The sequence below is a fragment of the Sedimentibacter saalensis genome (assembly GCF_007830175.1).
GTDB lineage: Bacteria > Bacillota > Clostridia > Tissierellales > Sedimentibacteraceae > Sedimentibacter > Sedimentibacter saalensis.
This window is the reverse complement of the sequence record NZ_VLKH01000014.1, coordinates 63,741-88,813: the sequence shown is the minus strand read 5'-3', so window position 1 is coordinate 88,813 and position 25,073 is coordinate 63,741. Positions and strand designations below refer to the sequence as shown.

Sequence of the window (25,073 nt, the reverse complement as noted above, 5' to 3'; positions counted from 1 at the left end):
ATATGTAGGGGCGGACCTTGTGTCCGCCCGGGCTTGAGTATTGCACTAAAAAAGCATCTCCAAATGGAAATGCTTTTTTGCAAATTATTATTATTCTTCTTCGCAACCACAACCGCAATGATCTTCATCATCGAAGTCTTCATCAAATTCATCTTCGTCATCGAAATCGAAGTCATAATCATCATCATCGTAATCATCTTCGTCGATTTCCATATCACCGAACAATTCTTCTTCTACGGTTGATAAATCTTCATCTAATAAATCTAAGTACTCATTTACTTCATCTTGCTCTTCAACTATGTCACTCATACCGTCAGCTATTTCTTCGATAACATCCATCAACGCATTAAATAATTTGCCTTCTTTAGTGTCAGCCTTAACGTCTAAACCGTCAGCTAAACCTCTCAAATAAGAAATTTTTTCATACAAAAAATCCATATCTTACCTCCTAAACTCTTGATAGATATTCACCGGTTCTGGTGTCAATCTTCACTCTATCTCCTATCTCAACGAAAAGCGGTACGTTTATTTTAGCACCGGTTTCAGTTGTAGCAGGCTTAGTTGCTCCTTGTGCAGTATCTCCTTTAAATCCAGGCTCTGTTTCAGTTATTTCAAGTTCAACAAAGTTTGGCGCTGATACTTCAAATGGTTTGCCTTCATAGAATCTCATCTGTGCAAAATCATTTTCTTTCAAATATTTAATAGCTTCCTCAACTTGGTCATAGTTTAACGGAATTTGTTCAAATGATTCTGGATCCATGAAGTAATACAATTGTCCATCATTATATAAATATTGCATATCTTTAGTTTCAATACGCGCCAGCGGAAATTTTTCTGTAGGGTTGAAAGTTTCCTCTCTTATAGCTCCTGAGATTATGTTTTTTAATTTAGCTCTAACAAAGGCAGCTCCCTTTCCAGGTTTAACATGTTGAAAATCTACTATCTGCCATAATCCATTATTCCAAGATATAGTAATACCCTTTTTAAAATCACTTGCTGTAATCATTGTTAGTGTCTCCTCCTTTATGTATATTATAACCAGCACATTGCTGCTTATTCTTTAATTATAGTTCTTCCTGTGGTTGGAACTATTGATACTTCTTTTTTTTTATTTAATTTGGTATCCAATATAGAAAATGTACCTGCATTAACAGGCATCCCTTCATATGTAAATCCGATTGAATTCATATTAATGTTGCTGTAGCTTATTTTATATCTTTTCTTGAATTTGACTGTCTTGACCGTGACAGTATCCACATCAACATTGTAAAAGCCTTCAGCCATGTTGATTCGAATATTATACTCAGCACCGGGTACTTTCATACTTTCCATCTGAATATATCTTACGTCCATGGCAAATTCATTAGCCATCTTGTCCATATATGCAAAATCCATATCAAGCTTAGGGACAGCTAATGAAATCAAAATAATCAATATGAAAATTGTGACAATCGTTTCTATTAGGGTAAACCCGCTTTTACTCATAGTCCACCTAAAATATACCATAGCTTATTTTATAAATTAATTCAGTATTTGTCAATGTATTTATTTTATTGCAATGACTATTTATTTTTTTAATATAATTACAATGAGCTGAGCAATCTGTTAAAAATTTGCAAAACTCACTATCTGCAAAATTGTTATTCCTGAAACTTACAACTTGCTCTGCTTCAAATGACTGATTTCCTTTTTCAAGAAGCAGAGTGATTTTAAAAACCTTGACATTTATTAAACTATTGTTTTTCAATAATGATATGTGCATTGCTTTAACATAATTGCCAAGCTCCACAGAAGGATTTAAGTCTTTATTTCCAATGCCATAACGAATATTTTTGTTTACAATATGAAACACATAGTTTTCACTTTCCCCATCACCAAATCTAAATGATATTTTATCAGCAGGAAGCTTTAATCCTGATGCCCTGACTGATGTCATGGAATAGTAGTCCAGTGAATTTCTCATTAATGAAATGCCTTCAGATTCCATTATTTTGTCAGACATGAAATTCAATATATATTGTGCCTGAAATTGCAGCTCTGCCTCATCATTTAATTCTTTGTATGTTTTTATGTTTACAACAAAAAAAGTTACTACCAATGAAGTAACCAAGGTACTAAGTCCAAGAGCTACCAGCAGTTCTATGAGGGTAAAACCTTTTTTGTTTTTTAACATAGTCCACCTCTCTCAATATCATACAAAGGTGCTTGATTACAGACTACCCCGACGCTGTCATCCTGAACGATAGTGAAGGATCTCATCTTTATTCCTCAGAGTGACAATGTCAAAAGTTCATGGTCAGCAACCTGAATTTTATCATTTAATTTACATTAATCCAATTATCATACATAATACAATCTGCAGCATCAAAGATATTGTTTTTCACATCTGAATAGGAAGGTACCAAGACTACTATGTCAGCTTCAACATGTTTTTCTATTTTATCTGTGCGGTAGATTGATATTAGATGTGCTCTGAGACTGTTTCCGGAAAAAATTAAATTTTGTTCTGCAATTTTAACCTTTGGATTAGAATTATTTTCAGCTCTATTTTTAAAATTGACAGTTATATAATTTTTAAACTCAGCACAAAAAATACTTTCTGCCCCACCTTCATCAAGGGGATACAAATTTAAATATTCTTTTGCTTCATCAATTGCTCTGGAAGCTGCTTCATCAATTAAAATATAGACGTCTGAAAAAGCTTCATTAAGACCGTCTTCTGCCTTATAAAATGCCTGTTTTGCTTCCATGCTGTAATTTCTAATGTTGTACTGCATCATTGCTATATTTAAAATCGAAACGCCAAGCGCAATTATTACAGACATAGCAATAACAAGAAGCACCATTGTGGAACCCTTATTGTTCATACTTATTCTCCGAAATATTTCTAATATTCCTTTCTGTCATACTACATTAGAGAAGTATCAATAAAAAATTTTGCTTCCTTCAAGGATTTTTATCTCTTGGGCGCCTTGTATGATTGAAATTTTTATTGTATAAACTATTCCTTCCCCTGCTTCTATTGTTATATCAGCTCCATATCTGCTTTCTGTTTCCGGCACGAGACATTCATACTTTCCTGTGCTGGAATTATAAGAATATTTTTGTGTATCAATTTCCCTCATTGCTTTAATTTCCTCCATGTATGACTGTGCAAGCATGGAAGCTTTATACTCATTGCTGGCAGTATTGTTTATTTTAGCTGAAAATACAAACATTGACATAACAGGTGCAATCAATATGCCCAAGACTGCCATTGTCACTACCAACTCAACCAGTGTCATACCACAATTGTTTGAAATCCTTAACTTCATCCTATTCATAATCTTCATCTATTTTCAATGCATAAAAAACAAGTTTAATTGTTCCGAAAACTTCATCATTGTCATTCATCACAACTCTGACACTGCTTATTGCTACAGTGGTCCTACCGCGTTGAATTTCATCAACAAATTTAAGCATGTTATTGTAAGAAGCTGTAAAAGAAATGGTTACAGCAGCTGAAACAATTCGGTCTTTTTCATTTTCTTTGGAAATTTTTGCATCCATATTATTTAAATTTGAATATTCCAAAAAATCAATCGAAGACGCTTCAATTGAGCAGCTTGACAGATATTCATTTAATGTAGTTAATATTTGTTCCTGCCTGATATTTGATATGATATTAATGTTGTTGGCTTCATCGCAGATGTCCCTAAGCCTCTCCTCATACATCTTTTTGTTTTTTATATTTTCACACATATTTTCATAGTCTGCAATGATTTTGGTATGTTCATCATCAGTCAGGCTAAAAACACTGTACGCTGCTGATACATTGTCTTTTGCCGTGAAAAGCAAAATCATTGACAATGCAATAAAAATTACTATTTTAATATATTTATTGTTCTTCATAATCAACACCCTTCAAATAACAAGTAACTGCATAGGTAAATTTAGAAACTTCCCCTTCTTTTTTAACTTCCACATTTGTCATTTTAACATTGTCTACAAATTCAATTTTTCTCAAATTTTCTACAAACAATGCGATGCTTTTTAAGGAAATTGATTCACAATTAATTTCCACATTATTTGCATCGGCAAAAAAAGATTTTATTTTTGTGCCATTTGCAGCACAGTCTTTGATTTTTTCAAACAGATTAGAGCTAATTAAATTGTCAAGTATTGTTTTCTTTTTTGCTTCACCAGCCATTACTACATAATTTTCAAGAAACACGGTCTTTTTTTTCATGCTTTCTATTTTATTGTTCAATAAAATATTATCTTCATTGCTTAGAAATACCTTCTTTGAATATGCTTCATTTTTCAACATGCTAGTCTTAAAATAATAATTCAAAAAATTATACGAAAACCCTAGAGCTGTTATAAGAATTACTGACATGACAGCTACTCCAACAGCAAACCTATATTCCATTTTCTCTTTTTTTTCTGTTAAGAAATCAATATGATTTTTATCAAAATAAAATGAAGCAGTCAAATTAAAATAATCGTAAAAATCATCTTTTATCTCTGGTCCATGTTCGAGAACACATGGCATTTCTCCAATTACTTCAACTTCTATACCTAAGTCAGATAAATTTTCCTTAAATTCATCACTTAAATATTCTCCAATCAGATATATTTTTTTAATACTGTTGTCCTTGCTTAATGAAGTGTAATATTTCATGTATTTATGAATTTCATCAATACACTTTAACAACAAAGTGTCTTCATGATCATATTCTGCTATTCTGAAAAGCTCAGTAATTCCATTGTAAGCTATGCTAAGACACATGCTTGACTTACCTGCATAAATTACTGCTACAATGTCTTTTTTTACATGTCCATTTATATTTTCATTTAAAATGTAATTTGTGAAATTTGATGAAATATCCATTGCTGCCAAGTCCAATTTTAACCTTTCAGTGATTTCCATGTATCCCTCATACATTTTCAATGGCATGCCATATACTGTGTATCTGGCCTTTTTAACACCTTCACACATGAATATTTCCGATATTTTGTACATGATTTTATATTGATTAATATAAGATGGCTGCATCTCCTGAAGTTTGAATTTAATCATGGATCTTGTTTCCTTGCTGCTCTTTACATATGGAAGTTCCAATTTTCTTATAAATACTGAATTTGAATTAATGAGAAACACAGCTTTCTTATGCTTAACGGAATTTCCAAGTATCTTCTTGAGAACTTCTGAAACTTCATGTAAATCTTTAGGTATTCCGTCTGATAAAATGTTGTAAGGCAAATTTATTTCAGCTTTTCTGAAAATGTGAAGTATTTTCCCTTTTCTTCTGCCTTCAATAAATTTAATGCTATGGTCGCTAAATTCAAAAGCTATTATTTTTGACATGGCTATCACCTAAATTACAAATTTTGTCATCCTGAGTTAAGCGATAATCTCACACAGAACCTGGCATACATATGGCAATTATTGGATTTTGTCATCCTGAGCGTTACGAAGGATCTCTCTTTTGTTTGCGACTAGAATGACATATTAAAAGCACCTGAATTACCAAATCCATTTTAAATAAACATTTATTAATTCATTGCCGCAAAAAATATACAGCACTGCAGCCATACATATAAATGGCCCAAAAGGAATTTTATCCTTCATGCTTTTAAATTTTAAGGCTATCAACCCAGAACAAACCAGGGCACCAATGAGAAATGAAAATACTGTTATAAATAATATCCCTTTTACTCCAAAAATAAGCCCAAGGGCTGTCATGAGCTTTATGTCTCCGCCGCCCATGGCACCAGTGAAAAATGATAACATTGAAAAAATCAAAAAACCAACTGCAGCTCCTATGAGTTTATCCAAAATCAGACTGCTGTTATAAATAATAATGCTGACTCCTATTACCGTACCAACCACATTCAGACTATCAGGTATTATCATGTATTTTATATCTATCAAACTTACAGTTACCATCAGACTTACCAAAATGCAATAAGCAGCACTATAAAAACTCCAGCCGTATTTCAATGTAATCATTAAATATAATAGAGCATTCAAAATTTCAATTATGGGATACTGAGCTGAATATGAAGCATTGCAATATTTGCATCTCCCTTTGTTTGCAATGTAATTGACAACAGGTACCATATCCCTGAAGTAAAGCCTGTGACCGCAGCTGCTGCATGATGAAGGGGGATTGATAACCGAAATACCTTCCGGTATTCTGAAAATGCACACATTCAAAAATGAACCTATGACTAATCCATAAATGAAAACCATCACCAACATAATCATAAAGGGACTCCAAATTCACTTAAATTACCCATAATTTCCACCACATAATGTCGGGTATACAATTCCTCAATTATCAACACGCAATGTCGGCGCGGGTATGCAATTCCTAAATTATCAACACGTAATGTCGGGGTGGGTATGCAATTCCTAAATTATCAACACGTAGGGGCGGACCTCGTGTCCGCCCGGGTTTTGATTAAAATTTGTTACATGCGGGAGAGCAGTAACTCTCCCCTACAATCCGGGGTTTTAAATTCGTTCGCCAATCGCCAATATTTGCAATTACATTCCATATGCCATGTGAAACTCCAATTTCACTGCAATTCCCCAATTACCAACACGTATGTGCGTATTCAATTCCTAAATTATCAACACGTAGGGGCGGACCTCGTGTCCGCCCGGGGTTAATTATAATTTGTTATATGCGGGAGAGCAGTAACTCTCCCCTACAATCCGGGGTTTTAAATTCGTTCGCCAATCGCCAATATTTGCAATTACATTCCATATGCCATGTGAAACTCCAATTTCACTGCAATTCCCCAATTACCACACGTAGGGGCGGACCTAGTGTCCGCCCGGGGTTAATCTTATAAATATTATGGTCTTGGATACAGCGGAACAGCCGTTGCACCTTCACCTATTGGAACAGCACTTACAGTAACAGCTCCACTGTCGCTTTCATCAAAAGTAATTGTGCTTTCTTTTCCAATAAAATTTTTCGATACAAATTTAACTTCCGTAGTTTTTAAAGTATTTTCTAATGTACCACCATTAGCTGCATTGTCTAAATCTGTAGTCGTATGCCCATCATTAACCAAGTACAACTCTGCTGCCTTACCCAACATTGCTGCTGTAGCATAATCAGCTTCGAGTTTTGCATCCTCCTGCACGCCTAAGAACCTCGGCACTGCAATTGCAGAAATTACCGCAAGAACAGCCATTACAACAATCAATTCCACCAGAGTGAAACCTTTTTCGTTCTTTCTCTTCATAAAAGCTCTCCTTATTTTATTATTAATATTCCTTAATCAAATAGCGCGCATATTTCTCAGGAAAATTAATTTCAACTATGAAAATCAGCTATTATTGTACTGTATTGACCATATCAAACATTGGGGTTATCATGGCCAGCATTATGAATCCAATAATTGCTGCCATCAAAACAATCATAACCGGCTCAATGAGTGCAACCAATTTCTGAATAGAATTTTCAACTTCTTCATCATAAAAATCTGCAGTCTTGTTAAGAACATCTTCAAGTTCTCCTGATTCCTCACCTATTTTAATCATGTTATGGACCATTGGTGGAAATATGTTGTATTGTTCAATAGAATAAGAAAGAGAGGATCCTTTTCTCACATCCTCTCTCACACACAAAACAAGTCTCTTGATTTTTTCATTTCCAACAATCGTAGACACAGCCTCAAGCCCTGAAATAAGCGGCACACCGCTTTCAACCAGCGTTGACAATGTTCTTGAAAACCTGCTTGCAGCCAGTTTAACCTTCAATACTTTGTACAACGGAATTCTAAGCTTGAAGCAGTCAATTTTATATCGTACATTTTCATTTTTCATCAATCTGATAATAACCAGTACAGTACCTAATAAAGCAAGAGCAACGAACTGCCAGTAATTTTGAAGCCCTATGCTGAGCTTAAGCATTATCCTTGTCACATAAGGTAAAGCAACTCCTGAGCTATGGTATAAATCAACAAAAGTTGGCATTACATACATAAGCAGAAATATGACAACAACAGTTGCAACAACAGCCAATACAATTGGATATGTCATTGCAGATTTCACTTTACTTTCAGTCTTGTATTCTTTTCCATATTGAACAGCAAGCCGTCCCATTACCAGTTCAATATTTCCACTCATTTCACCAGCACGTACCATTGAAAGAAACATTGCAGGGAATACTTTTTTGTTGCTGTCAACTGCTTCAGAAAATGTGCTGCCTGTCAGGAGTTTTTTATGCATATTTTTAAGCACTGTGCAAAAATTTTTATCTTCTGTCTGCATGCTTAATATTTCAATGCATTTCTCTATAGCAATTCCTGATTTGAGCATAGAATTCATCTGCCTGCAAAACATGGAAAGTTCCTTGAGTTTTATTTTTCGCGAGTTTTGCGCTATATGAACCCTCTCTGACAATTTTTTATGACTTTTTATCTCAGTAACTATGAAATTATTTTTTCTTAATTCAGCAAGAATGTCTTCTTCAGAGAATGCATCAACCTTTAATAAATGTCTTTCTCCGGAACTGTTGAACACCCTGCATTTGTACAAAGTCATTTCTTCCTCCAGTTCGTTTATCACAGTTTGTAGACCACCTGTGAATATTCCTCAACAGAAGTAATTCCTTCAAGCACCAGCTGCCTGCAATTATCTTTTAATGTTGCCATTCCGTTATTTATTGCTTCCTCCGTAAGTTCATCTGTAGAACCGCCTTTGTAAATTTTATTTCTCATATTCTGATCTATTTTCATAACCTCGTGTATTCCAATTCTCCCTGAGTAACCTGTATTGTAACATTTGGAACAACCTGTTCCCTTATACAAAACAACACTGTCTTTAAGTTCAAGCAAATTGTTCTCAAAACTGTTTGACATGTATGATTCCTTGCAGTTTGTACATATTTTCTTCACAAGCCTCTGTGAAATTACTCCCCTAAGAGAAGCTGCAACCAGAAATGTCTTTATTCCCATATCTTCAAGCCTAATGACAGCAGAAGGAGCATCATTTGTGTGGATAGTGCTGATTACAAGATGACCTGTTATTGCTGCTCTCACTGCAATTTCAGCAGTTTCTTCATCCCTGATTTCACCAATCATTATAATATCCGGATCCTGTCTTAAAATGGATCTGAGTCCCGAGGCAAATGAAAGACCTATTTTTGAATTTACTTGTACCTGATTAATGCCGTGAATTTTGTATTCAACAGGATCTTCAACAGTTATTATGTTTTTATTTATGTTGTTCAATTCATTTAAATATGTATACAAAGTTGTAGTTTTTCCGCTTCCCGTCGGGCCTGCAATCAAAATTATACCATTTGGGCATTCCATTATAGAATCAACGCTTTTTAAATTTTCATTTGTAAATCCCAGCTCATATTTTGATTTTAAAAAATTGCCTCTGTTTAAAATCCTAAGAACAATCTTTTCTCCGTACACTGTAGGCAGCACTGAAATTCTCATGTCTATAGCTATAGAGTCAACATTCATCTCAAGTCTTCCATCCTGGGGCAATCTTTTTTCAGCAATGTTCATTCCTGCCATTATTTTTATCCTTGTAACAATTGCAGAATGCGATTTAATAGGAACTTCAAGTGTTTCATGAAGTTCTCCGTCAATTCTGAACCTAACTCTTATTTTATCTGCTAAAGGTTCAATATGTATGTCACTAGACTCCATTTTCAGGGCCTGGTCTATGAGAGAATTCACAAGCCTCACAACCGGAGAATTATTTAAATATTCATCTTCTGTCTTATCATCGGCTGATTCGATTTCAGCACATAGATTGCTGATAATTTCTTTGGCTGCAATTTCAGTGTTTCTGCTGCTCATGAATTTATCTATGGCTTCAATGATTTGTGATTTTAAAGCAAATGAAGGTTCAACCTTCATGCCTGACTCAAGTTCTATGTCTTCAACATCAAAGATGTTCAAAGGATCCATCATTGCAACGAGGAGCTTTCCGCCATAAAAATTAAAAGCTATTGAATTAGTCCTCCTTGCAAGCTTTTCAGATATAATTCTTGCTGCATCCTTATTGACCTCCAAGCTGTCCATATTAATTGTCTTGATACCCGTCTGCGAGGATAAATATCTCAAAACATCCACTTCAGAAATGTATCCTTTTTTAATCAATATACTGCCTAGTTTTTCATGAGATGACGTTTGTTCGTCCAGTGCAGCACAAAGCTGCTCCAATGTAATTTCATTATTTGAAATGAGTAGTTCTCCAAGTCTTGATGAATTCTTATTCATACAATACCCTTTTAATTTTATATTTATCTATTAAATATGACTATCTGTAGCGTATATAAATTATAATTACCGTGACTGTTTTTGTAAATGATTTTATTGTTAATAATTTATCCATTATATTTACACTTCTTAATATCAATTTAAAGAAATATATAAATCTATATACATAATTTAATGTAATTATAAAATTAACTTAAAAGAAATTTAATACAAAAAGGACGATGGTTGTATAACCAACGTCCTAATGGAATTTTTTGTTAATTATTTTCTTTGTTTGTCTTTTGGAACCACGCAAGTACCTGTAGCTCTGCAAACAACAATTGGTTCTTCCAAAAAGTCACAAGCTGAATCGTTTATGTCCTTTCTTGGAACTATAACCTTTCTTGCTTCAAATTTCATTTTTCTTGAAGAATTGCCCACAGAAGTAATTTCTCCCACAGCTTCGATGTAGTCTCCTGCATAAACAGGTGCTAAGAATTCTACATTGTCATATGCGCAGAACAAACCTTCATCTCCGTCGTTCAAGATTAAAAGTTCTGTTGCAACATCTCCGAACAGTCCAAGCATTCTTGCTCCGTCCACCAATTCTCCGCCGTAATGAGCATCATGTGCGCTCATTCTCAATCTGATTAATGATTTCATTTGTACCCTCCAAATTTTTTGCTCTAGTCACTTTGCCCCGTGACAACAATATCTTAGCACTAAAACGAAGGATTGTCAATTTTATTCACTTTTTATGTATTTATAAATTGTATTAAACATTGCCTGCCAAATCAGACTTTGTTCTGTTTTCTTCAATCTTTTCGTGTAATATTATTATATCGTCAGATTTTTTTTGTTTAAGAAGCTGCATTTCCAAAGAAGTAATTTTTGCTTCAGCAATGCTTAGATTTTTCTGAGCAATAAGTCTTTCTATTGCAATGTTTGAATTTTCATTGATTAAATCTATTGACTTTTTATATTCTTCCTGCAGCTTGCATTTTAAAGCTTCATTAGCCACAAGCAGTTTATCATTTTGTTTGTTAGATGATTGCAGCGAGTTGTTCATTGTGCTTAACTTTTGCTTCAACAATGCTATTTCATCATTAAGTGTTTCAATTGTCTTTTCTTTTAAATCATTCTCAAGATTCTGCTTTTTAATGATTTCCGTCATAGAAGCCATCTGTGCGCTCAGTTCGCCTATTTTACTATTTAAATCCGCAAACTTCCCATCTGTCATTGTACTTCTTAAATATTTTACTTCATTTTTTTCTTCCTCTAACAAACGTGACAAATCAGCAACAGTATCCCTTTGTTTTTTAGTTTCTGATTTTTCAGCCTTAAGCATTGTTTTATGAGCTTCTGTTTCCTGCACTGAATGCTCAAGCTTTAAATGCAGATTATTTATTTCATCATTCCTGCGTTCTACTTCATTTTCCAGAGCTTTTCTCTCTCTGTTGTATTTCTTTACTTCCTCTTCCAATGATAAAATGCTGTTTTTAAGAGTTATAACTGTTTGAGCCGAGTATTCTGAATCTTCTATCTTAATGCTCTTCAATGATTCAGCCAAATTATCATATTCCGCAGACAGCTTGTTGTAGCGTGCTAAAAGAGTTTCGTTGCTTTTTTTAATAGTTTCTTTTTCTTCAAATAAAGTTTGGAGGTTTCTAGAAAATGTTTCCTGAGATGTTTGCTGTTGCTTCCGCAAAATAGTCAAATACTCATGAACAGATTGTTTTGTATATCCGCCAAATGTACTTTTTAAAACACTGCTTAAATCAGCTTCTTCAGTTTTGTCACGAATCATCCCAACTACATTTTTATTGTCACTTTCTTTCATTTAAATCCTCCGATGTAAACTGTAATGCCAATATTATACAATACTTATTCGTTAAATACAATAATATCTCCCACCGAAATTTTTTTTGCAGCCCCTTCTTGAAGCTCTAATACATGGACACAATTCTTTACCATTTTTCCTATCTTCCATGGTTTGACTGTTTCTATGTATAACACTTCCATTTCTCTTGACAAATACACAACATCAATTGTAAATTTCATAAAAAAGCAGTGTATTGAAGTACACCTCAACAGTAACAACCCTTCGTCGGGTTCAATTGATTTTCTATCCAAAAGACCTACTAGCCTTGTTTTAAATGTATCAGCCCTTTTAACACTTATTATCACTTCCGAATTATTAATAAAAGCCTTCATTACATTCCACCAAACATTTCCATTATGGATACAACTGCCGGTCCCATTAACACTATAAATATTACAGGAAATATGAATATTACCATAGGAAGCAGTATTTTTATGGACATTTTATGTGCTTTTTCTTCTATCTTGCCTCTTCTGCTTTCTCGTATTGCTGAAGCTTGAGTATGGAGTACGTTTTTCAAAGATATACCCAGCTTGTTTGCCTGAATAACAGATCCAGTAAATGACTTCAAATCATCTATACCACATCGCTCACCAAGCATGGTCAGTGCATCCTTTCTGCTCCTGCCCATTGTCATTTCTCTGTATGTAATGTTTAATTCATCAATGAGCGGACCTTGAAAATGCTCTATAACATGAAGCATTGCCTGTTCAAAACCAAGTCCAGCCTCAACATTGACACTGAGCATATCCAATACATCCGGCATCTGGCTTTCCATTTTTTCTTTTCTTTTTGTTATGTTACTCAACAAGCTAAAACGCATAATAGCAAAAGCAGCATAGGCTCCTATTAATGGCATTAAAATCACATATGTATTATCTAAATTGAGTATGAACGATAACAAGAAAAACAGAACTGATGTGCCGATTATCACAATAATTTTAATGGCAGAATATTCGCTTGGCATCAATGACATACCTGCCTGGCGCAGCATTTTTCTTAAATTTTCAGACTTCTGATTGTTGGTACCGGTATCAGGAACAAATTTACCCAATGTTTTCACGATGGAATCCATCATAGGACTTAAAAATCTTTCTGACAGTGATTTATTCAATTCGTCATCAATAACAATTTTTTTCTCAGCACTGCCTATATTTGAGATGCGGTTTCTGACCCTGTCAACATTCACACCATAGTTGTTCAACAATACAACTACAGCACAAAATATACTAATCGCTAGAAATAAAGATATATATATAGCCATTACCGCCACCTCACATTTTTATGTTGACTATTTTATTAATAAATGCAAACCCTATTGCTTCCAAAATAATAGAAACAACAACAAGTATCTTTCCTATGTCTGACTCAAAAAATCCCGCAAAATATCCCGGGCTTATTACCATCAACGCTAATACCAGTACTAAGGGAAGAAGACCTATTATTAGTCCTGATACTCTTCCCTGAGCAGTAAGAGTCTTTATTTCCATTTTAATTTTTATTCTGTCTCTAATGGTTGATGAAATGGTATCCAGAATTTCAGATAAATTACTTCCAACCTGTGCTGAAGTCAAGACTGCTGAAACTAATAGTTCCAGGTCCTTGTTTTTAGTTCTTTCCACCATATGATTAAGGGCATCTGACTGCTTCACCCCATAATGAATTTCTCTTAATACTCTCGCAAATTCTGTTGATATAGGAGGCTGCATGTCTTCTGCAACGCTTTCCATGGACTGCAAAAATGTAAATCCTCCCTTTATGCTGTTTCCCATCAATATGGTTGCCTGTGCAAGCTGGGCATTAAATAAATCTTCTCGTTTTTTTCTTGCGTTGCTGACAATAAAAGGAGGTACGGCAATTCCAATTATGACAAGAGCAAAACCAGTAATTATGCTTCCACCAAACAGCACAACAATAATCATGGGTATCAAAGTTAAACCTGCCCAAAACACTATAAATTCATTGGCTTTGAGTTTTATGCCTGATGAAGCTATATAGTTTGAAAATTCCTGGCTGGCAAGTTTGAATCTCTGCTTCTTTCTTTTATTTTCTTCCTCTGTTTTTTCTCTTATAAACTGTTCCTGCACATCATCAACATTGTTTTCCTTAAAATATCTTGATAGTCTGAACCTTACCTGCTCAGTGCTGTTTGAAGAAAGAACTGAATATAAAACAAGATAAATCAATATGGCAATGGTTATTGATATCAATATTTCCATGAAACCACCTCAGTTCGTAAACCATTCATCTCTAACCAGAATGCCGCTGGAAGAGATTTTTTCAAGAAAGTTCGGGCGTATACCTGTTGAAACATAACTGCCTCTGATTTTTCCGTATGAATCAACACCTTCTATTTTGTACACAAATATATCCTGTAATGTTATTGTGTCACCTTCCATACCAACAACTTCAGTTATATTTACAACCTTTCTGGAACCGTCTCTCAGTCTTGACTGATGAACAATTATGTTTAGAGCAGAATGTATTTGTTCTCTGATAGCCCTTACAGGCAATTCCATACCAGACATCAACACCATTGTTTCAAGACGTGACATAAGTTCTCTAGGAGAATTGGCATGGGCAGTTGTGAGGGATCCATCATGACCTGTATTCATAGCCTGCAGCATGTCCAGGGTTTCTCCGGAACGGACTTCTCCTACTATAATTCTGTCAGGACGCATACGCAATGAGTTACGAACCAGGTCTCTTATTGATATTTGACCTGAGCCCTCCAGGTTCGGCGGTCTGCTCTCCAATGTAACAACATGATCCTGCATCAGCTGTAGCTCTGCAGCATCTTCTATTGTTACTATACGTTCATTGTTAGGTATACAGCTTGACAGCACATTTAACAGTGTAGTTTTTCCACTGCCGGTACCACCTGAAACTATTATGTTCATTTTGCCTTTTACGCAGGCTTCCAGAAAAGCAACCATCTTAGGAGAAATGGAGCCAAATCTTATCAGGTCATTTGCAGTATATGGCTTCTTTGAAAACTTACGTATGGTCATGGATGGGCCTATCAAAGACAATGGCGGTATTATTGCATTAAAACGAGACCCGTCATGAAGACGAGCATCAACCATAGGACTTGATTCATCAACACGCCTGCCTACTGACGACACTATGCGGTTTATAATATTCATTACATGTGCATTGTCTTTGAAAACTACATTTGACAGTTCCAATTTGCCTTTTCGTTCAACATAAACCTGATAAGGACCGTTTACCATTATTTCAGAAACTTCTGCATCATTGAGCAGAGGCTCAAGAGGACCTAAACCCATAACATCGTTGTATATTTCTTTCAGCAGACGTGAACGTTCTGCCCTTGTCAAATTTGAAGTCTTTGATTCAACAATTGACTCCATAATTTTTTGAAGTTCCTGTTCCTGTTCCCCTTTGATATTGAAAAGATTTACATCCTGCTGATTCACTATTTCTATAAATTCTTTATGAACACGACTTTTTAGATCTGCATATTCATCCTTAAACACGCTGACATTTTTGTTCGTTGCAGCTGTATCTGTTGCTTTGTCATCTGCTGTTGCAGCCATTTTTTGCTTTTCAAGACGATCAAGTAAGCTCATGCCATTTCCCACCCTTATGTATTATTTTTTCTTAAACGGCATTATTTTTTTGCCCATATTCAACTTCTTTTTACCCTTGTCCAATATATCATAATTAGTTGTACCGCTAATCAATATGTTAGCAAGAGTTGTAACAGATTCACTCAGCTTGCTGCTTGGAGCACCTGTTACAAAAGGAACTCCTCTGTTCAATGCATTTACTGCAACTTTATAGTCGCTTGGAATTTTAGCCCATATAGGATAACCTATGATTTTTTGCACATCATTAACCGTGATGGAATTCATGTCAACAGCCCTGTTGACAATAAGCCTGATTTTATCCATTTGCTGCAGTGATTCTAATATAGATACACTTAATTTAGAATTTCTGAGAATTGAAATGTCAAGACCTGTTACAAAGAAAATTATAGAGGATGCTTCAATGGCAGTCATCGTAACTTCTGAAAAAGAAGGAGAAGTATCTACAATAACATAATCATAATAACTGCGGAGTAAACTCAGCAAGCTTTGAATTTTTTCTGCCGAAACAAGTTCAGCATATTCAGGGCTCTTTGGGGCACACAATAAATGAACACCGCTTGAGTGGACAGCCATGTAACTTCGAACCGAGTCAATGTTTGGAGTTATTACATCCTGAACCAGCTCAATAATAGTATCTTTAGGTTCTATATCAAGAAATATATGCAAATCACCAAACTGCAAATCAAGGTCAATGAGTGCTACTTTTTTTCTTTTTTCAGCCAGCTTTACTGCAAGGTTTGCAGCTATTGTACTTTTGCCAAGCCCTCCCTTGGCTCCAAATACAGTTATTACTGTTGAAGACCACAAAAGAGATTCTTTTTCGCTGAGTGATTTAATTCTTATTGATTCGTTGTGATAAACAGTCTTTATATATTCAGCAAATTCCTTAGGAGTTGCAGGCATTTCAGTTATGTTATGACATCCAACCTTCACAGCGTTTTGCATGGTTTCTACATCCAGATTCTCAGCAACCAATACAACAAATGTACGAGGTCTGTGCAGAATTATTCTTTCAGCCAGACTCAAGACGTCTGTGTCCCCTGCTCCCAACGTCATCAGGATTATATCTGGAGATGTGTTTTCTATTTTATCAAGAGCAACAGAGCCTCCAATAGAATCACCAATTATACTTATTTCTTCATCATCAATCATAGACTTAAGCGCACCAATATTTCTTTCCATCTTGCTGATAATCAATACTTTTATTTTCATGTGAATGCCCCCTTGTCCACTAATTGATAATTATATCGTCAAATTTAATAGTCTTTTGGTTTGTTAAATCTTCATCCAGTGGTGATCTCATTATTAATCTCATCTGACCCTTGTATTCAGACATGCTGATTTCCATTGCCTGAGCAGGTGTCACCTGCAATGTAACTGTCGTATATGAAATTCCGGTTTCAGCATTGATTGCTTTTCCTTCCTGTGATAGTATATCATCAACTGCAAGAACCTTAATGTTTTCGGCAATCATAGTCGTATAATTTGTAGTTTTTTCCTGTTCTGTGCCTTCATTTTCAATCTTGTCAAACTGTACAATTATATCAACTGTGTTCTGAGGTTTAATCATACCTACAAGACCGGATAAATTGCTGACACCAATAGAAATTGCGCGCATTCCTGGTTTTATTGCATATGCCAACGTTCCATCGCCACCGCCGCCTTCCGGTGATATGAGTTTTGTTGACAGAACCTGTTCACCGGCAGTGATTTCATATTTAGAAAACTTTCCAACTGCCGCAGTTTCGTTCACAACTGCTTCCTTATGGGCAGCCTCAACAGGAATCTGTGTTATCTCAACCATATCCTCAGTAATAGTGGTATTGGGAGGAATATTGACAGAAGCTGTCAAAACTCCAGTTTTAACAACTTCAGCTTTCTTTTCCGCCTCTTCACTAACTGAACTCAAAAAATTATATAAAAGGACAGCAGCAATAACTGCTGTCACCAATGCCAAAACCTTGACCTTTTTCATTTGTCCCTCCAGAATATTAATTCAATCATTTACTTGATTGAATCAGTCAACTAACCTAGGAGAATAAAACCCAAAATTTCTGTCTTCAGGGATATCTCCTGTTGATGCATTAGGTACTAATGTTTCTTTTATAAATGTAACCTTTATATCACCCTTATTTCCCGTAAGCTTTATTTCACCGCTCTTATAGTATGCGCTGTCTAGTTCTACAAATATGGATGCGTATGAAATCACTTCAAGATAATCAACCCTTTTATTATCTTCTGTCATATGAACTTTTACTATAGGTACAGTGCAAATACGCGGGCAATTGCTTCCACAGCTTGCAGTTTGAGTTGCAGAATTATATGTACATGCAAAATGGTCTACAAAACGAATGTTAAATCCATCTGCTGTAGGTCCGACTTTATTACCGCCTACTAAGTTTAAAGTGTCACCAATGTCCAGGGGTACTGTTGAACCGGCAGCTATTTTTGCAGTATATTCTGAGGCAGAACTACTGCCATTTCTGTCAATATCCACTGGTCCAAACCATCCGTTACCAAATTCAGCATCAGGATCAGCAATATCCAAATCTGCATCAGTCTTAATAGTGATCAAATTTACACTTCCGGATTTTATTCTTTTCATAGATTCTTCATCTATTACAAACGGCAGTAATCCCTTTACACCACCATCTACTGATCTTATCTCAGCAGTTGAAGATAATGCTACATTACCTTTATCCGATCCGAAAATACTGGCAAAATTATAAGGAACATCAACGTTGCTGCTTACTTTTATGCCAATAATTTTTGTTTTTTCACTATTTTCTACCTTTTCTGTGTTAACGCTGGCTAATCCGTTTAACTCAGCATATTTTGCAGCAACTGCAACTGCTTTTCCCCATTCACTTTCAGTTGTTGCAGGTAATTCACTAACAGCAGCTAATGCTATTGAATCCAAATCCTTCTGCAGTTCTGCTTTTTTGTTAAATGCAAGGCCTAAATCCAAAACTAAAGCTGCCAATCCAATTAAAACGGTCATGAACGCTGCTATAATGACTATTACTGCGCCATCTTGATTAGTTCTGAATTCTTTAATTAATTTGTTACATTTCACCATATCCCTCCTTTTATATAGTTATATAATTTCCGTGAGGATTAATTATTTTCAACTCTCATAGTACATACTGATTTTACAGTATGTTCTTCTCCTAATATTGTTGATAAAATAGGTGTCAAAACTTTCATTTGACCAGTAAAACTTACAGTAACCTTGTATCCTTCCTTACCATCAGGAACAGCCACAATTTCTGAAACTGAAGGTGATGTTATAACAGGACCAACTTTATTCTTTATATTGGCTGCAGTATCAGTTTCCAAGTCAGGATCATCTTTGACAGTGTAATAATGAATAGCAATATCACGTGCTTCTTCTCTTGTTGCATTATTAACCAGAATTTGATTGTGAAAAATCCAGCCAAAGTCAATTATCCCACCAATAAACAGCAATAATATAGGGAGCACCAATGCAAACTCAACCATTGCCTGCCCGTTTTCTTTTTTCATATGTTTAAGTTTCACAAAATCACCCCCATAAGTGCAAAAAGCACCATACCCGACCAAACGGACGAGCCGGTGCTTTACATGCCTTAATACTTTGATTATAGAGCTTTGTTTACATTTTCGAATACATTGTTGACTTTTTTACCCAGTTGAGTTAATACTGCAATTACGACAACTGCAATCAAAGCTAGTATTAAACCATACTCAACCATACCTTGACCACTTTCTTCATCTTTTAACCAATTCAACACTTTTCTCATTTCATTAACCCCCTAGTTATGAATTTTTATACCTTTGGAATATTATATGACATATTCCATTTTATTTCAAGAATTTTTTAACAATTCATGAATATCAAGCTAAAAATTATATTTATGTATAATTAGTTCCTTATAATTACAAAATTAAAATCTTCAATATTGAACACTGAAATTGTTTTCACTAAATTTCAATAAGTTTTTAATACATGAATAAATTCTACCCAATTATCTTCATTTAAATGTTTTAGATAACCATATTAATTCTATGCTTAAGGTAATTTAGTTGCAACTACATTGTATAAATTGTAAGTAACCTTGCCTAATAACTCTAATCCAACAATACATGATAATACCAATAAAACAAGTATTAAAGAATATTCTACCATACCTTGACCGTCTTCTTCAGATATTATCCAATAACAATTATTCATAAATTTCACCATCTCAATACCATATTTTAAGGACAAATCCTAAATCAAATACCAAAGATAATAATGAAAATATGTATCCGGACACCAAAAATGGTGCTAGAGGAAGCATTGTTGTCAGTTTGATCTTTCTTATTGCTAAACCGACCAAAATATAAGAGAGAAGTACAATTGCCATAATGCCCATAGCTGTTGAAACAAGAGGATATCCCAAAGCAAATCCAATTGCTCCTGCAAGTTTAACATCGCCTGCTCCAACTTTTCCCATTCCCATAAAATTAGCCAATGCTGTAAATACAATCATAATAAAAATCATACTCATTATGGAACCTATCAATCCGTACATTCCGTAAAAAATAGTTTGAAAAATTATACCCACAATAATTATGGTTAAAACAAGTTCATTTGGAATTATTCTAATTCTAATATCAATATAAGCTATTACTATGCCTAATGTAATCTGAAAATTTATTAATAATGCATTCAATACATTATCAATAAATAGCCCGGATAAAAACCATATTACACCATTAATCAAATAAAAGCATATTTTTATAGCCAATCCTTCATTGATTTTATACTCTTCACCTTTTTTCCGCTTCATCAACCTTTGAGATACATTATAACTCAACCATCCCAAACAAATCCCTAACATCCCATAAGCAATACCAACTTTAATATGCATTCAACCCTCACACATTATATATTATGTATATTATATATCTTGTTAATTACATTTTAATTATATGCAAATTATTTTTCATTTTTTTCTATTACAATATTATATATCTAACTAACTTTTTTAAATAAATCGTAGCTATCATTTTCATAAATGATTTCATAATTTTCATCTTTCATTAAATAGATATCCAATAGCTCGCCTTTCTTCAATATAAGGTGAGTAAAATTATACTTGTCTAAAACTTCCTTGTAGTAAATCTTCCCACAAACCAAATCAAAATACTCATTAAATATATCTTCTTTCTTATTATGACTTTTAAAATATACTTCCGCTCTTGGATCAATATATGACTTAATGCCTCTAAACTGAACTAAACTACCATCATTAAATCCAGTATAAAGGATCATATTATGCACATCTTCTTTTTCTAAAATATAATCAATTGTATTATTTAATTCCAAATATCCTGGTTTTTCTTTTCTATTAATTTCATTTATATTGTTAAAAACTATCAACAATACTAATATAACTGAAATCAGTAACATCCGTAGATATTTATTTGAATTTTTTGATTTCATTTTTACTATCAGAGTAAAATCTCTTAAGTAGTATGACAAAGGAAATAAAGTACATACTGCAAAATATGTAATATTCCTTATTGAAGTCAAAACCATGTAAATTGTACCTATGCTCAACAAAAAATATCTTATTTTTGAAGTGCCTTTTTTATAAAAAATATATATAGCCAAGATTATTGCAATATATGTATATATCAAAGCACCTGCAACATCATTAATATAAGGAGGCTGTAATTCAATTATTTTTTTCATATATGGATAACCTGTTGACCTTAACAGATATGTCATTGCATCAATCCCGTATGGATTAATAAAAGCTGAAAAAAACATCGCAGCAACTGCTAATAACAAGTATTTGGTATTATACGCTTCATTTGAAAAAATACCAACTTTAATTCTTAACGAATCAACAATATACGGCAAAATCAAAATAAAAAGTATGGGCCACAATGCAGCATGCAAATTAATCATCATAATTGATAAAAACGGAAGTATCAATAGAACTTTCCTATTGCCATCTATAACGAATTTTTCTAATACATTTAGCTCTATCATGACAATTACTAGTGTAAAAATAGTAGGTCTTGCAACCATGTATGTGTATACTAATATGTTGCAGAGCATCGTAATAGCATATGAAACAAAAAAATTCTTACTGGATGCTCTCATGGTTAGCTTATACATAAGAAATATGATAATTGAATAACATACTATTATAGTTATATACAGTCCAATTTCTCCTAATCTGTCATAAATGTTCCAAAATATCACATCTGTCATCCACTGTTGCATTACAAACTCCATGTTTTCATGAATAGAAAACGGTTCGATGTGTGGTATTCCATTATTCATAACGTATCTACCGCTATTTAATAGAAACCAGGTATCATTATCCAATCCTCTTGTTACAAGTAAGCATGGTATAAATAGTAACACTAATAAAACTATTTTATCATTATAATTTACACTATTATTAAATGAATTCTCTTTCTCCATATCAATATCCTTACTTTATTATTTATTTAGCAAGATTTCATATAGCTGTTTATGTTTACTTACGATTACTTCCAATATAATGCCACAGATCCACATTAATATTGAAATGATATATATTGTAACCGAAACAATCAAAGTAGGAAACCTTGGGACTATACCAGTATTCAAAAATTCGATAATAATTGGTACAAATAGGATAGTAGCTATTAAAAAACCAATTATTGAAATACTTGAAAAAAAAGCATAAGGTTTATATTCTCGAAATAACTTAGCTATCATTTTTAATACTTTATATCCATCTGAAAAGGTATTTAATTTAGATAAACTACCTTTAATTCTGTCTTTATATATAACTGGAATTTCTTTAATAGTAAAATTTTTATCTAGGGCATGAATAGTCATTTCTGTTTCTATTTCAAAACCTTTAGATATGACCGGATAGTTTTTGACAAATAGTCTACTTAATGCTCTATACCCTGTCATAATATCCTTGATGTCACTTTTAAATAACGTATTTATTAAGTATCTTACTAAACGATTTCCTGTATTATGAAACAGCCTCTTGTTTTCATTGAAATATGTAGATGAAAGTCTGTCTCCTATAACCATATCAACATTTTCATTCAAAACAAAGTTGATCATAGTTTGAGCATCTTGTGCAGAATATGTATCATCTCCATCGACAACCAAATAACAGTCAGCTTCGATTTCTCTGAACATCGTTCTCATGACATTGCCTTTACCTTGTCTTTTTTCAAATCTAACAATCGCTCCGGAATCTCTTGCTATTTCAGCTGTTTGATCGGAAGAGTTGTTATCATACACATAAATGTCTGCTTCTGGCAAATACTTTCTATAATCAGTTATTACATTTTTAACTGTCATGCTTTCATTATAACAAGGTATCAAAATAGCTATTTTAGGCATTAAATTTCCCCTTTTGTAACCAGTGTAATTATATATTTCTGTATAATTTGTAAATATTTACAATAAAAATATTATAACATGAAATTTAAATTAAATAAATATTAATTTATACACTAGAGATAAATTTATTTATTGATTTTTTTTACTCATCAATATAAAATTTATGTATAATACTAAGAGGTAATCTATATGCACGAAAATAAAGTAAGCTTAAAAGCATTCTCTTTGACATGGATTTTTATCTTTGTAATACTGACTTTCAAATCCATATTTTTATTGGATTCAATATATTCTTATGATTTAATTACTATTATTAGTTTTTGTATTTTTAATTGCATGCCCACAATATTTCTTATCTCATTTTCATTTATTTTTGAAGATGCTAAGTCAATTAGATATCTCGTAATACTAGATTTAATCTTATCTGTTATTTTCCTAGTAGATATTATCTATGCGAGAGCTTTTCATAAATTAATTAGTGTATATATGATATTTTCAAAGGGCGTATTAATTGATATGGATCAAAGTATAACTTCTCTGATAAAAGCATCTGATTTTTTAATCCTTATTGATATACCTTTTCTATATATTTTTTTTAAATCATCAATTAGTGAACAAATCATAGTTAATCGAAAGCTAAAATTATTCATTTTTATTTTAATCTCAAGCGTGGTATTAATACCACTACAATTTGAACAATTAGAAAGTTCAAAAGTACTTGGGAATTATAGATTACATCCTTTAGTCATGTCTCCAGTTGGTAATCATATGTTTGATATTTTTAGATTTGCTTATGAGAAAGGTGAACATTTGAATGATGATGAAATTACATCAATAAATAATTGGTTAGAAAAAAACTCAGAAAATAATATTCCAAGTAGTGAATATAAATTTCTAGCGGGACTAGCAAAAGATAAGAATGTGATTGCTATTCAATTTGAGTCTTTGGAAAACATTTTAATTAACCAGTCTTATTATAATCAGGAAATAACGCCAAATATAAATAGTATATTAAAAAGCAGTATATATTTCAATAACATTTATGATCAAGTCAGAGAAGGGAATAGTTCAGATGCTGAATATATGTTTAATACATCTATATATCCTATAAGTAATGGGAGTACATTTTTAAGATTTGGTAACAATAAATATAATTCTTTACCTTTCATCTTAAATTCCTACGGATTTACTTCTATTGCAATACATGGAGATGATAAAGAATTTTGGAATCGCGACCGTGTTTATCCAGCATTAGGTTTTAATGGCTATATCCACGAAGATAATTTTAGTTATAAAAAAATCGATGGTATGGGTATCGCTGATGAATCATTATTTTTACAAACTTATGATGAATTAAAAAAATTAAGAAATCCATATTACATGTTTGTTATTACATTAACTTCGCACATGCCTTTTAATATATCTGATGATTTTCGATACTTGGAATTACCGAATACTGATTATTCCTGTAATTATCTACAGAGTATTCATTATACTGATAAGGTCTTGGGTGATTTCTTTGATAAATTAGATGAAAATGGTATGTTGGATAATACCATTTTCATTATTTACGGAGATCATGAAGGCGTGCATAAATATTATGATACATACTTGCCAGACAATAATGGTCGAGTACCTTTCATAATTTACATTCCAGGTATTGACGGTTTTGTAGTTGATAAAATTGGTGGACAAATTGATATGATGCCTACTCTTCTCTATTTACTAGGCATTGACGAAAATGATTATAATAAAAGTTTAATGGGTAATAATCTATTTAGCAGTTCACCAGGTTCAGTTTTACTTCCAAGCGGAGATATAATTGGAAAAACAGAAAATGAAGATCATCTAAATAATGCTAACCTTATTTCTGACTTAATTATAAAGGGTAATTACTTTTCAATTAATAAATAAAAGATGTAATTTCAAGTAAAAGACGCCTTCAGGCGTCTTTTACTATGAT

Annotated in this window: 27 protein-coding genes; 1 reads left to right on the top strand and 26 read right to left on the bottom strand. The window is 33.3% G+C overall.

What is annotated here, in order from left to right; genetic code table 11:
- Positions 1-90: 90 nt before the first annotated feature.
- The 26 genes from LY60_RS17180 to LY60_RS17055 all read right to left on the bottom strand — a co-directional run bounded on the left by LY60_RS17180 (position 91) and on the right by LY60_RS17055 (position 23,110).
- Positions 91-438: a CD1247 N-terminal domain-containing protein gene (locus tag LY60_RS17180; RefSeq protein WP_145086793.1), complete on the bottom strand. Its 348-nt coding sequence runs from the start codon at positions 436-438 to the stop codon at positions 91-93.
- Positions 439-448: 10 nt separating this feature from the next.
- Positions 449-1,006 carry an elongation factor P gene (gene efp, locus LY60_RS17175; RefSeq protein WP_019228931.1) on the bottom strand — a complete coding sequence of 186 codons (558 nt, stop codon included), beginning with the start codon at positions 1,004-1,006 and terminating at the stop codon, positions 449-451.
- 47 nt (positions 1,007-1,053) lie between these two features.
- Positions 1,054-1,485: a prepilin-type N-terminal cleavage/methylation domain-containing protein gene (locus LY60_RS17170; protein ID WP_170226288.1), complete on the bottom strand. Its 432-nt coding sequence runs from the start codon at positions 1,483-1,485 to the stop codon at positions 1,054-1,056.
- Between the two features lie 7 nt (positions 1,486-1,492).
- Positions 1,493-2,173: a PilW family protein gene (locus LY60_RS17165; RefSeq protein WP_145086787.1), complete on the bottom strand. Its 681-nt coding sequence runs from the start codon at positions 2,171-2,173 to the stop codon at positions 1,493-1,495.
- A gap of 145 nt (positions 2,174-2,318) precedes the next feature.
- Positions 2,319-2,867, bottom strand: coding sequence for a hypothetical protein (locus LY60_RS17160; protein WP_145086783.1), 549 nt, complete (start codon positions 2,865-2,867; stop codon positions 2,319-2,321).
- A 57-nt stretch (positions 2,868-2,924) separates the two neighbouring features.
- Positions 2,925-3,314, bottom strand: coding sequence for a type IV pilus modification PilV family protein (locus tag LY60_RS17155; protein ID WP_212633506.1), 390 nt, complete (start codon positions 3,312-3,314; stop codon positions 2,925-2,927).
- A gap of 1 nt (position 3,315) precedes the next feature.
- Entirely contained in the window at positions 3,316-3,891 is a 576-nt protein-coding gene (locus tag LY60_RS17150) for a hypothetical protein (RefSeq protein WP_145086777.1), read from the bottom strand.
- Entirely contained in the window at positions 3,878-5,350 is a 1,473-nt protein-coding gene (gene pilM / locus LY60_RS17145) for a pilus assembly protein PilM (RefSeq protein WP_145086774.1), read from the bottom strand. The genes LY60_RS17150 and pilM overlap by 14 nt, the downstream gene beginning before the upstream one ends.
- A gap of 159 nt (positions 5,351-5,509) precedes the next feature.
- Complete coding sequence (locus tag LY60_RS17140) at positions 5,510-6,253, bottom strand: prepilin peptidase (RefSeq protein WP_145086771.1); 744 nt, start codon at positions 6,251-6,253, stop codon at positions 5,510-5,512.
- Between the two features lie 596 nt (positions 6,254-6,849).
- Positions 6,850-7,245 carry a type II secretion system protein gene (locus LY60_RS17135; RefSeq protein ID WP_145086768.1) on the bottom strand — a complete coding sequence of 132 codons (396 nt, stop codon included), beginning with the start codon at positions 7,243-7,245 and terminating at the stop codon, positions 6,850-6,852.
- Positions 7,246-7,336: 91 nt separating this feature from the next.
- Complete coding sequence (locus LY60_RS17130) at positions 7,337-8,572, bottom strand: type II secretion system F family protein (protein WP_145086765.1); 1,236 nt, start codon at positions 8,570-8,572, stop codon at positions 7,337-7,339.
- Positions 8,569-10,245 carry a GspE/PulE family protein gene (locus LY60_RS17125; RefSeq protein WP_145086762.1) on the bottom strand — a complete coding sequence of 559 codons (1,677 nt, stop codon included), beginning with the start codon at positions 10,243-10,245 and terminating at the stop codon, positions 8,569-8,571. The genes LY60_RS17130 and LY60_RS17125 overlap by 4 nt, the downstream gene beginning before the upstream one ends.
- Before the next feature lie 261 nt (positions 10,246-10,506).
- Positions 10,507-10,887: a 3-aminobutyryl-CoA ammonia lyase gene (gene kal / locus LY60_RS17120; RefSeq protein ID WP_145086759.1), complete on the bottom strand. Its 381-nt coding sequence runs from the start codon at positions 10,885-10,887 to the stop codon at positions 10,507-10,509.
- 112 nt (positions 10,888-10,999) lie between these two features.
- The gene (locus LY60_RS17115) at positions 11,000-12,064 is read right to left on the bottom strand and encodes a coiled-coil domain-containing protein (RefSeq protein WP_145086756.1); all 1,065 of its coding nucleotides are present in this window, start codon (positions 12,062-12,064) and stop codon (positions 11,000-11,002) included.
- A 44-nt stretch (positions 12,065-12,108) separates the two neighbouring features.
- Positions 12,109-12,438: a DUF192 domain-containing protein gene (locus LY60_RS17110; protein WP_145086753.1), complete on the bottom strand. Its 330-nt coding sequence runs from the start codon at positions 12,436-12,438 to the stop codon at positions 12,109-12,111.
- On the bottom strand, positions 12,438-13,370 hold the full coding sequence (locus tag LY60_RS17105) for a type II secretion system F family protein (protein ID WP_145086750.1): 933 nt from the start codon (positions 13,368-13,370) through the stop codon (positions 12,438-12,440). Before LY60_RS17105 ends, LY60_RS17110 begins: the two co-directional genes overlap by 1 nt.
- Positions 13,371-13,380: 10 nt before the next feature.
- A complete protein-coding gene (locus LY60_RS17100) occupies positions 13,381-14,325 on the bottom strand; it encodes a type II secretion system F family protein (RefSeq protein ID WP_145086747.1) in 945 nt (314 codons plus the stop codon).
- 9 nt (positions 14,326-14,334) lie between these two features.
- Complete coding sequence (locus LY60_RS17095) at positions 14,335-15,696, bottom strand: TadA family conjugal transfer-associated ATPase (protein WP_145086745.1); 1,362 nt, start codon at positions 15,694-15,696, stop codon at positions 14,335-14,337.
- Between the two features lie 21 nt (positions 15,697-15,717).
- On the bottom strand, positions 15,718-16,929 hold the full coding sequence (locus tag LY60_RS18365; RefSeq protein WP_145086742.1) for a CpaE/TadZ family protein: 1,212 nt from the start codon (positions 16,927-16,929) through the stop codon (positions 15,718-15,720).
- 19 nt (positions 16,930-16,948) lie between these two features.
- Entirely contained in the window at positions 16,949-17,692 is a 744-nt protein-coding gene (gene cpaB, locus LY60_RS17085) for a Flp pilus assembly protein CpaB (protein WP_145086739.1), read from the bottom strand.
- Between the two features lie 42 nt (positions 17,693-17,734).
- A complete protein-coding gene (locus tag LY60_RS17080) occupies positions 17,735-18,793 on the bottom strand; it encodes a TadE/TadG family type IV pilus assembly protein (RefSeq protein ID WP_212633505.1) in 1,059 nt (352 codons plus the stop codon).
- Positions 18,794-18,834: 41 nt separating this feature from the next.
- Positions 18,835-19,242 (bottom strand): TadE/TadG family type IV pilus assembly protein, encoded by a 408-nt coding sequence (locus tag LY60_RS17075; protein ID WP_145086733.1) that lies wholly within the window; start codon positions 19,240-19,242, stop codon positions 18,835-18,837.
- 95 nt (positions 19,243-19,337) lie between these two features.
- Positions 19,338-19,499: a Flp family type IVb pilin gene (locus LY60_RS17070; RefSeq protein ID WP_145086730.1), complete on the bottom strand. Its 162-nt coding sequence runs from the start codon at positions 19,497-19,499 to the stop codon at positions 19,338-19,340.
- A 444-nt stretch (positions 19,500-19,943) separates the two neighbouring features.
- Positions 19,944-20,612 carry a prepilin peptidase gene (locus LY60_RS17065; RefSeq protein WP_145086727.1) on the bottom strand — a complete coding sequence of 223 codons (669 nt, stop codon included), beginning with the start codon at positions 20,610-20,612 and terminating at the stop codon, positions 19,944-19,946.
- Positions 20,613-20,716: 104 nt separating this feature from the next.
- Positions 20,717-22,183, bottom strand: a complete 1,467-nt coding sequence (locus LY60_RS17060; RefSeq protein ID WP_145086724.1) for a hypothetical protein — start codon at positions 22,181-22,183, stop codon at positions 20,717-20,719.
- Positions 22,184-22,201: 18 nt separating this feature from the next.
- Positions 22,202-23,110 carry a glycosyltransferase family 2 protein gene (locus tag LY60_RS17055; protein WP_145086721.1) on the bottom strand — a complete coding sequence of 303 codons (909 nt, stop codon included), beginning with the start codon at positions 23,108-23,110 and terminating at the stop codon, positions 22,202-22,204.
- Between the two features lie 189 nt (positions 23,111-23,299).
- Here LY60_RS17055 and LY60_RS17050 point away from each other — a divergent pair, with 189 nt between their 5' ends.
- Complete coding sequence (locus LY60_RS17050) at positions 23,300-25,024, top strand: LTA synthase family protein (protein WP_145086718.1); 1,725 nt, start codon at positions 23,300-23,302, stop codon at positions 25,022-25,024.
- Positions 25,025-25,073 lie beyond the last annotated feature (49 nt).

Coding starts and splice junctions, on each gene's coding strand:
- LY60_RS17180 (WP_145086793.1), bottom strand. CDS start 438: ATGGATTTTTTGTATGAAAAAATTTCTTATTTGAGAGGTTTAGCTGAC.
- efp (WP_019228931.1), bottom strand. CDS start 1,006: ATGATTACAGCAAGTGATTTTAAAAAGGGTATTACTATATCTTGGAAT.
- LY60_RS17170 (WP_170226288.1), bottom strand. CDS start 1,485: ATGAGTAAAAGCGGGTTTACCCTAATAGAAACGATTGTCACAATTTTC.
- LY60_RS17165 (WP_145086787.1), bottom strand. CDS start 2,173: ATGTTAAAAAACAAAAAAGGTTTTACCCTCATAGAACTGCTGGTAGCT.
- LY60_RS17160 (WP_145086783.1), bottom strand. CDS start 2,867: ATGAACAATAAGGGTTCCACAATGGTGCTTCTTGTTATTGCTATGTCT.
- LY60_RS17155 (WP_212633506.1), bottom strand. CDS start 3,314: ATGAAGTTAAGGATTTCAAACAATTGTGGTATGACACTGGTTGAGTTG.
- LY60_RS17150 (WP_145086777.1), bottom strand. CDS start 3,891: ATGAAGAACAATAAATATATTAAAATAGTAATTTTTATTGCATTGTCA.
- pilM (WP_145086774.1), bottom strand. CDS start 5,350: ATGTCAAAAATAATAGCTTTTGAATTTAGCGACCATAGCATTAAATTT.
- LY60_RS17140 (WP_145086771.1), bottom strand. CDS start 6,253: ATGATTATGTTGGTGATGGTTTTCATTTATGGATTAGTCATAGGTTCA.
- LY60_RS17135 (WP_145086768.1), bottom strand. CDS start 7,245: ATGAAGAGAAAGAACGAAAAAGGTTTCACTCTGGTGGAATTGATTGTT.
- LY60_RS17125 (WP_145086762.1), bottom strand. CDS start 10,245: ATGAATAAGAATTCATCAAGACTTGGAGAACTACTCATTTCAAATAAT.
- kal (WP_145086759.1), bottom strand. CDS start 10,887: ATGAAATCATTAATCAGATTGAGAATGAGCGCACATGATGCTCATTAC.
- LY60_RS17115 (WP_145086756.1), bottom strand. CDS start 12,064: ATGAAAGAAAGTGACAATAAAAATGTAGTTGGGATGATTCGTGACAAA.
- LY60_RS17110 (WP_145086753.1), bottom strand. CDS start 12,438: ATGAAGGCTTTTATTAATAATTCGGAAGTGATAATAAGTGTTAAAAGG.
- LY60_RS17105 (WP_145086750.1), bottom strand. CDS start 13,370: ATGGCTATATATATATCTTTATTTCTAGCGATTAGTATATTTTGTGCT.
- LY60_RS17100 (WP_145086747.1), bottom strand. CDS start 14,325: ATGGAAATATTGATATCAATAACCATTGCCATATTGATTTATCTTGTT.
- LY60_RS17095 (WP_145086745.1), bottom strand. CDS start 15,696: ATGAGCTTACTTGATCGTCTTGAAAAGCAAAAAATGGCTGCAACAGCA.
- LY60_RS18365 (WP_145086742.1), bottom strand. CDS start 16,929: ATGAAAATAAAAGTATTGATTATCAGCAAGATGGAAAGAAATATTGGT.
- cpaB (WP_145086739.1), bottom strand. CDS start 17,692: ATGAAAAAGGTCAAGGTTTTGGCATTGGTGACAGCAGTTATTGCTGCT.
- LY60_RS17075 (WP_145086733.1), bottom strand. CDS start 19,242: ATGAAAAAAGAAAACGGGCAGGCAATGGTTGAGTTTGCATTGGTGCTC.
- LY60_RS17070 (WP_145086730.1), bottom strand. CDS start 19,499: ATGAGAAAAGTGTTGAATTGGTTAAAAGATGAAGAAAGTGGTCAAGGT.
- LY60_RS17065 (WP_145086727.1), bottom strand. CDS start 20,612: ATGCATATTAAAGTTGGTATTGCTTATGGGATGTTAGGGATTTGTTTG.
- LY60_RS17060 (WP_145086724.1), bottom strand. CDS start 22,183: ATGGAGAAAGAGAATTCATTTAATAATAGTGTAAATTATAATGATAAA.
- LY60_RS17055 (WP_145086721.1), bottom strand. CDS start 23,110: ATGCCTAAAATAGCTATTTTGATACCTTGTTATAATGAAAGCATGACA.
- LY60_RS17050 (WP_145086718.1), top strand. CDS start 23,300: ATGCACGAAAATAAAGTAAGCTTAAAAGCATTCTCTTTGACATGGATT.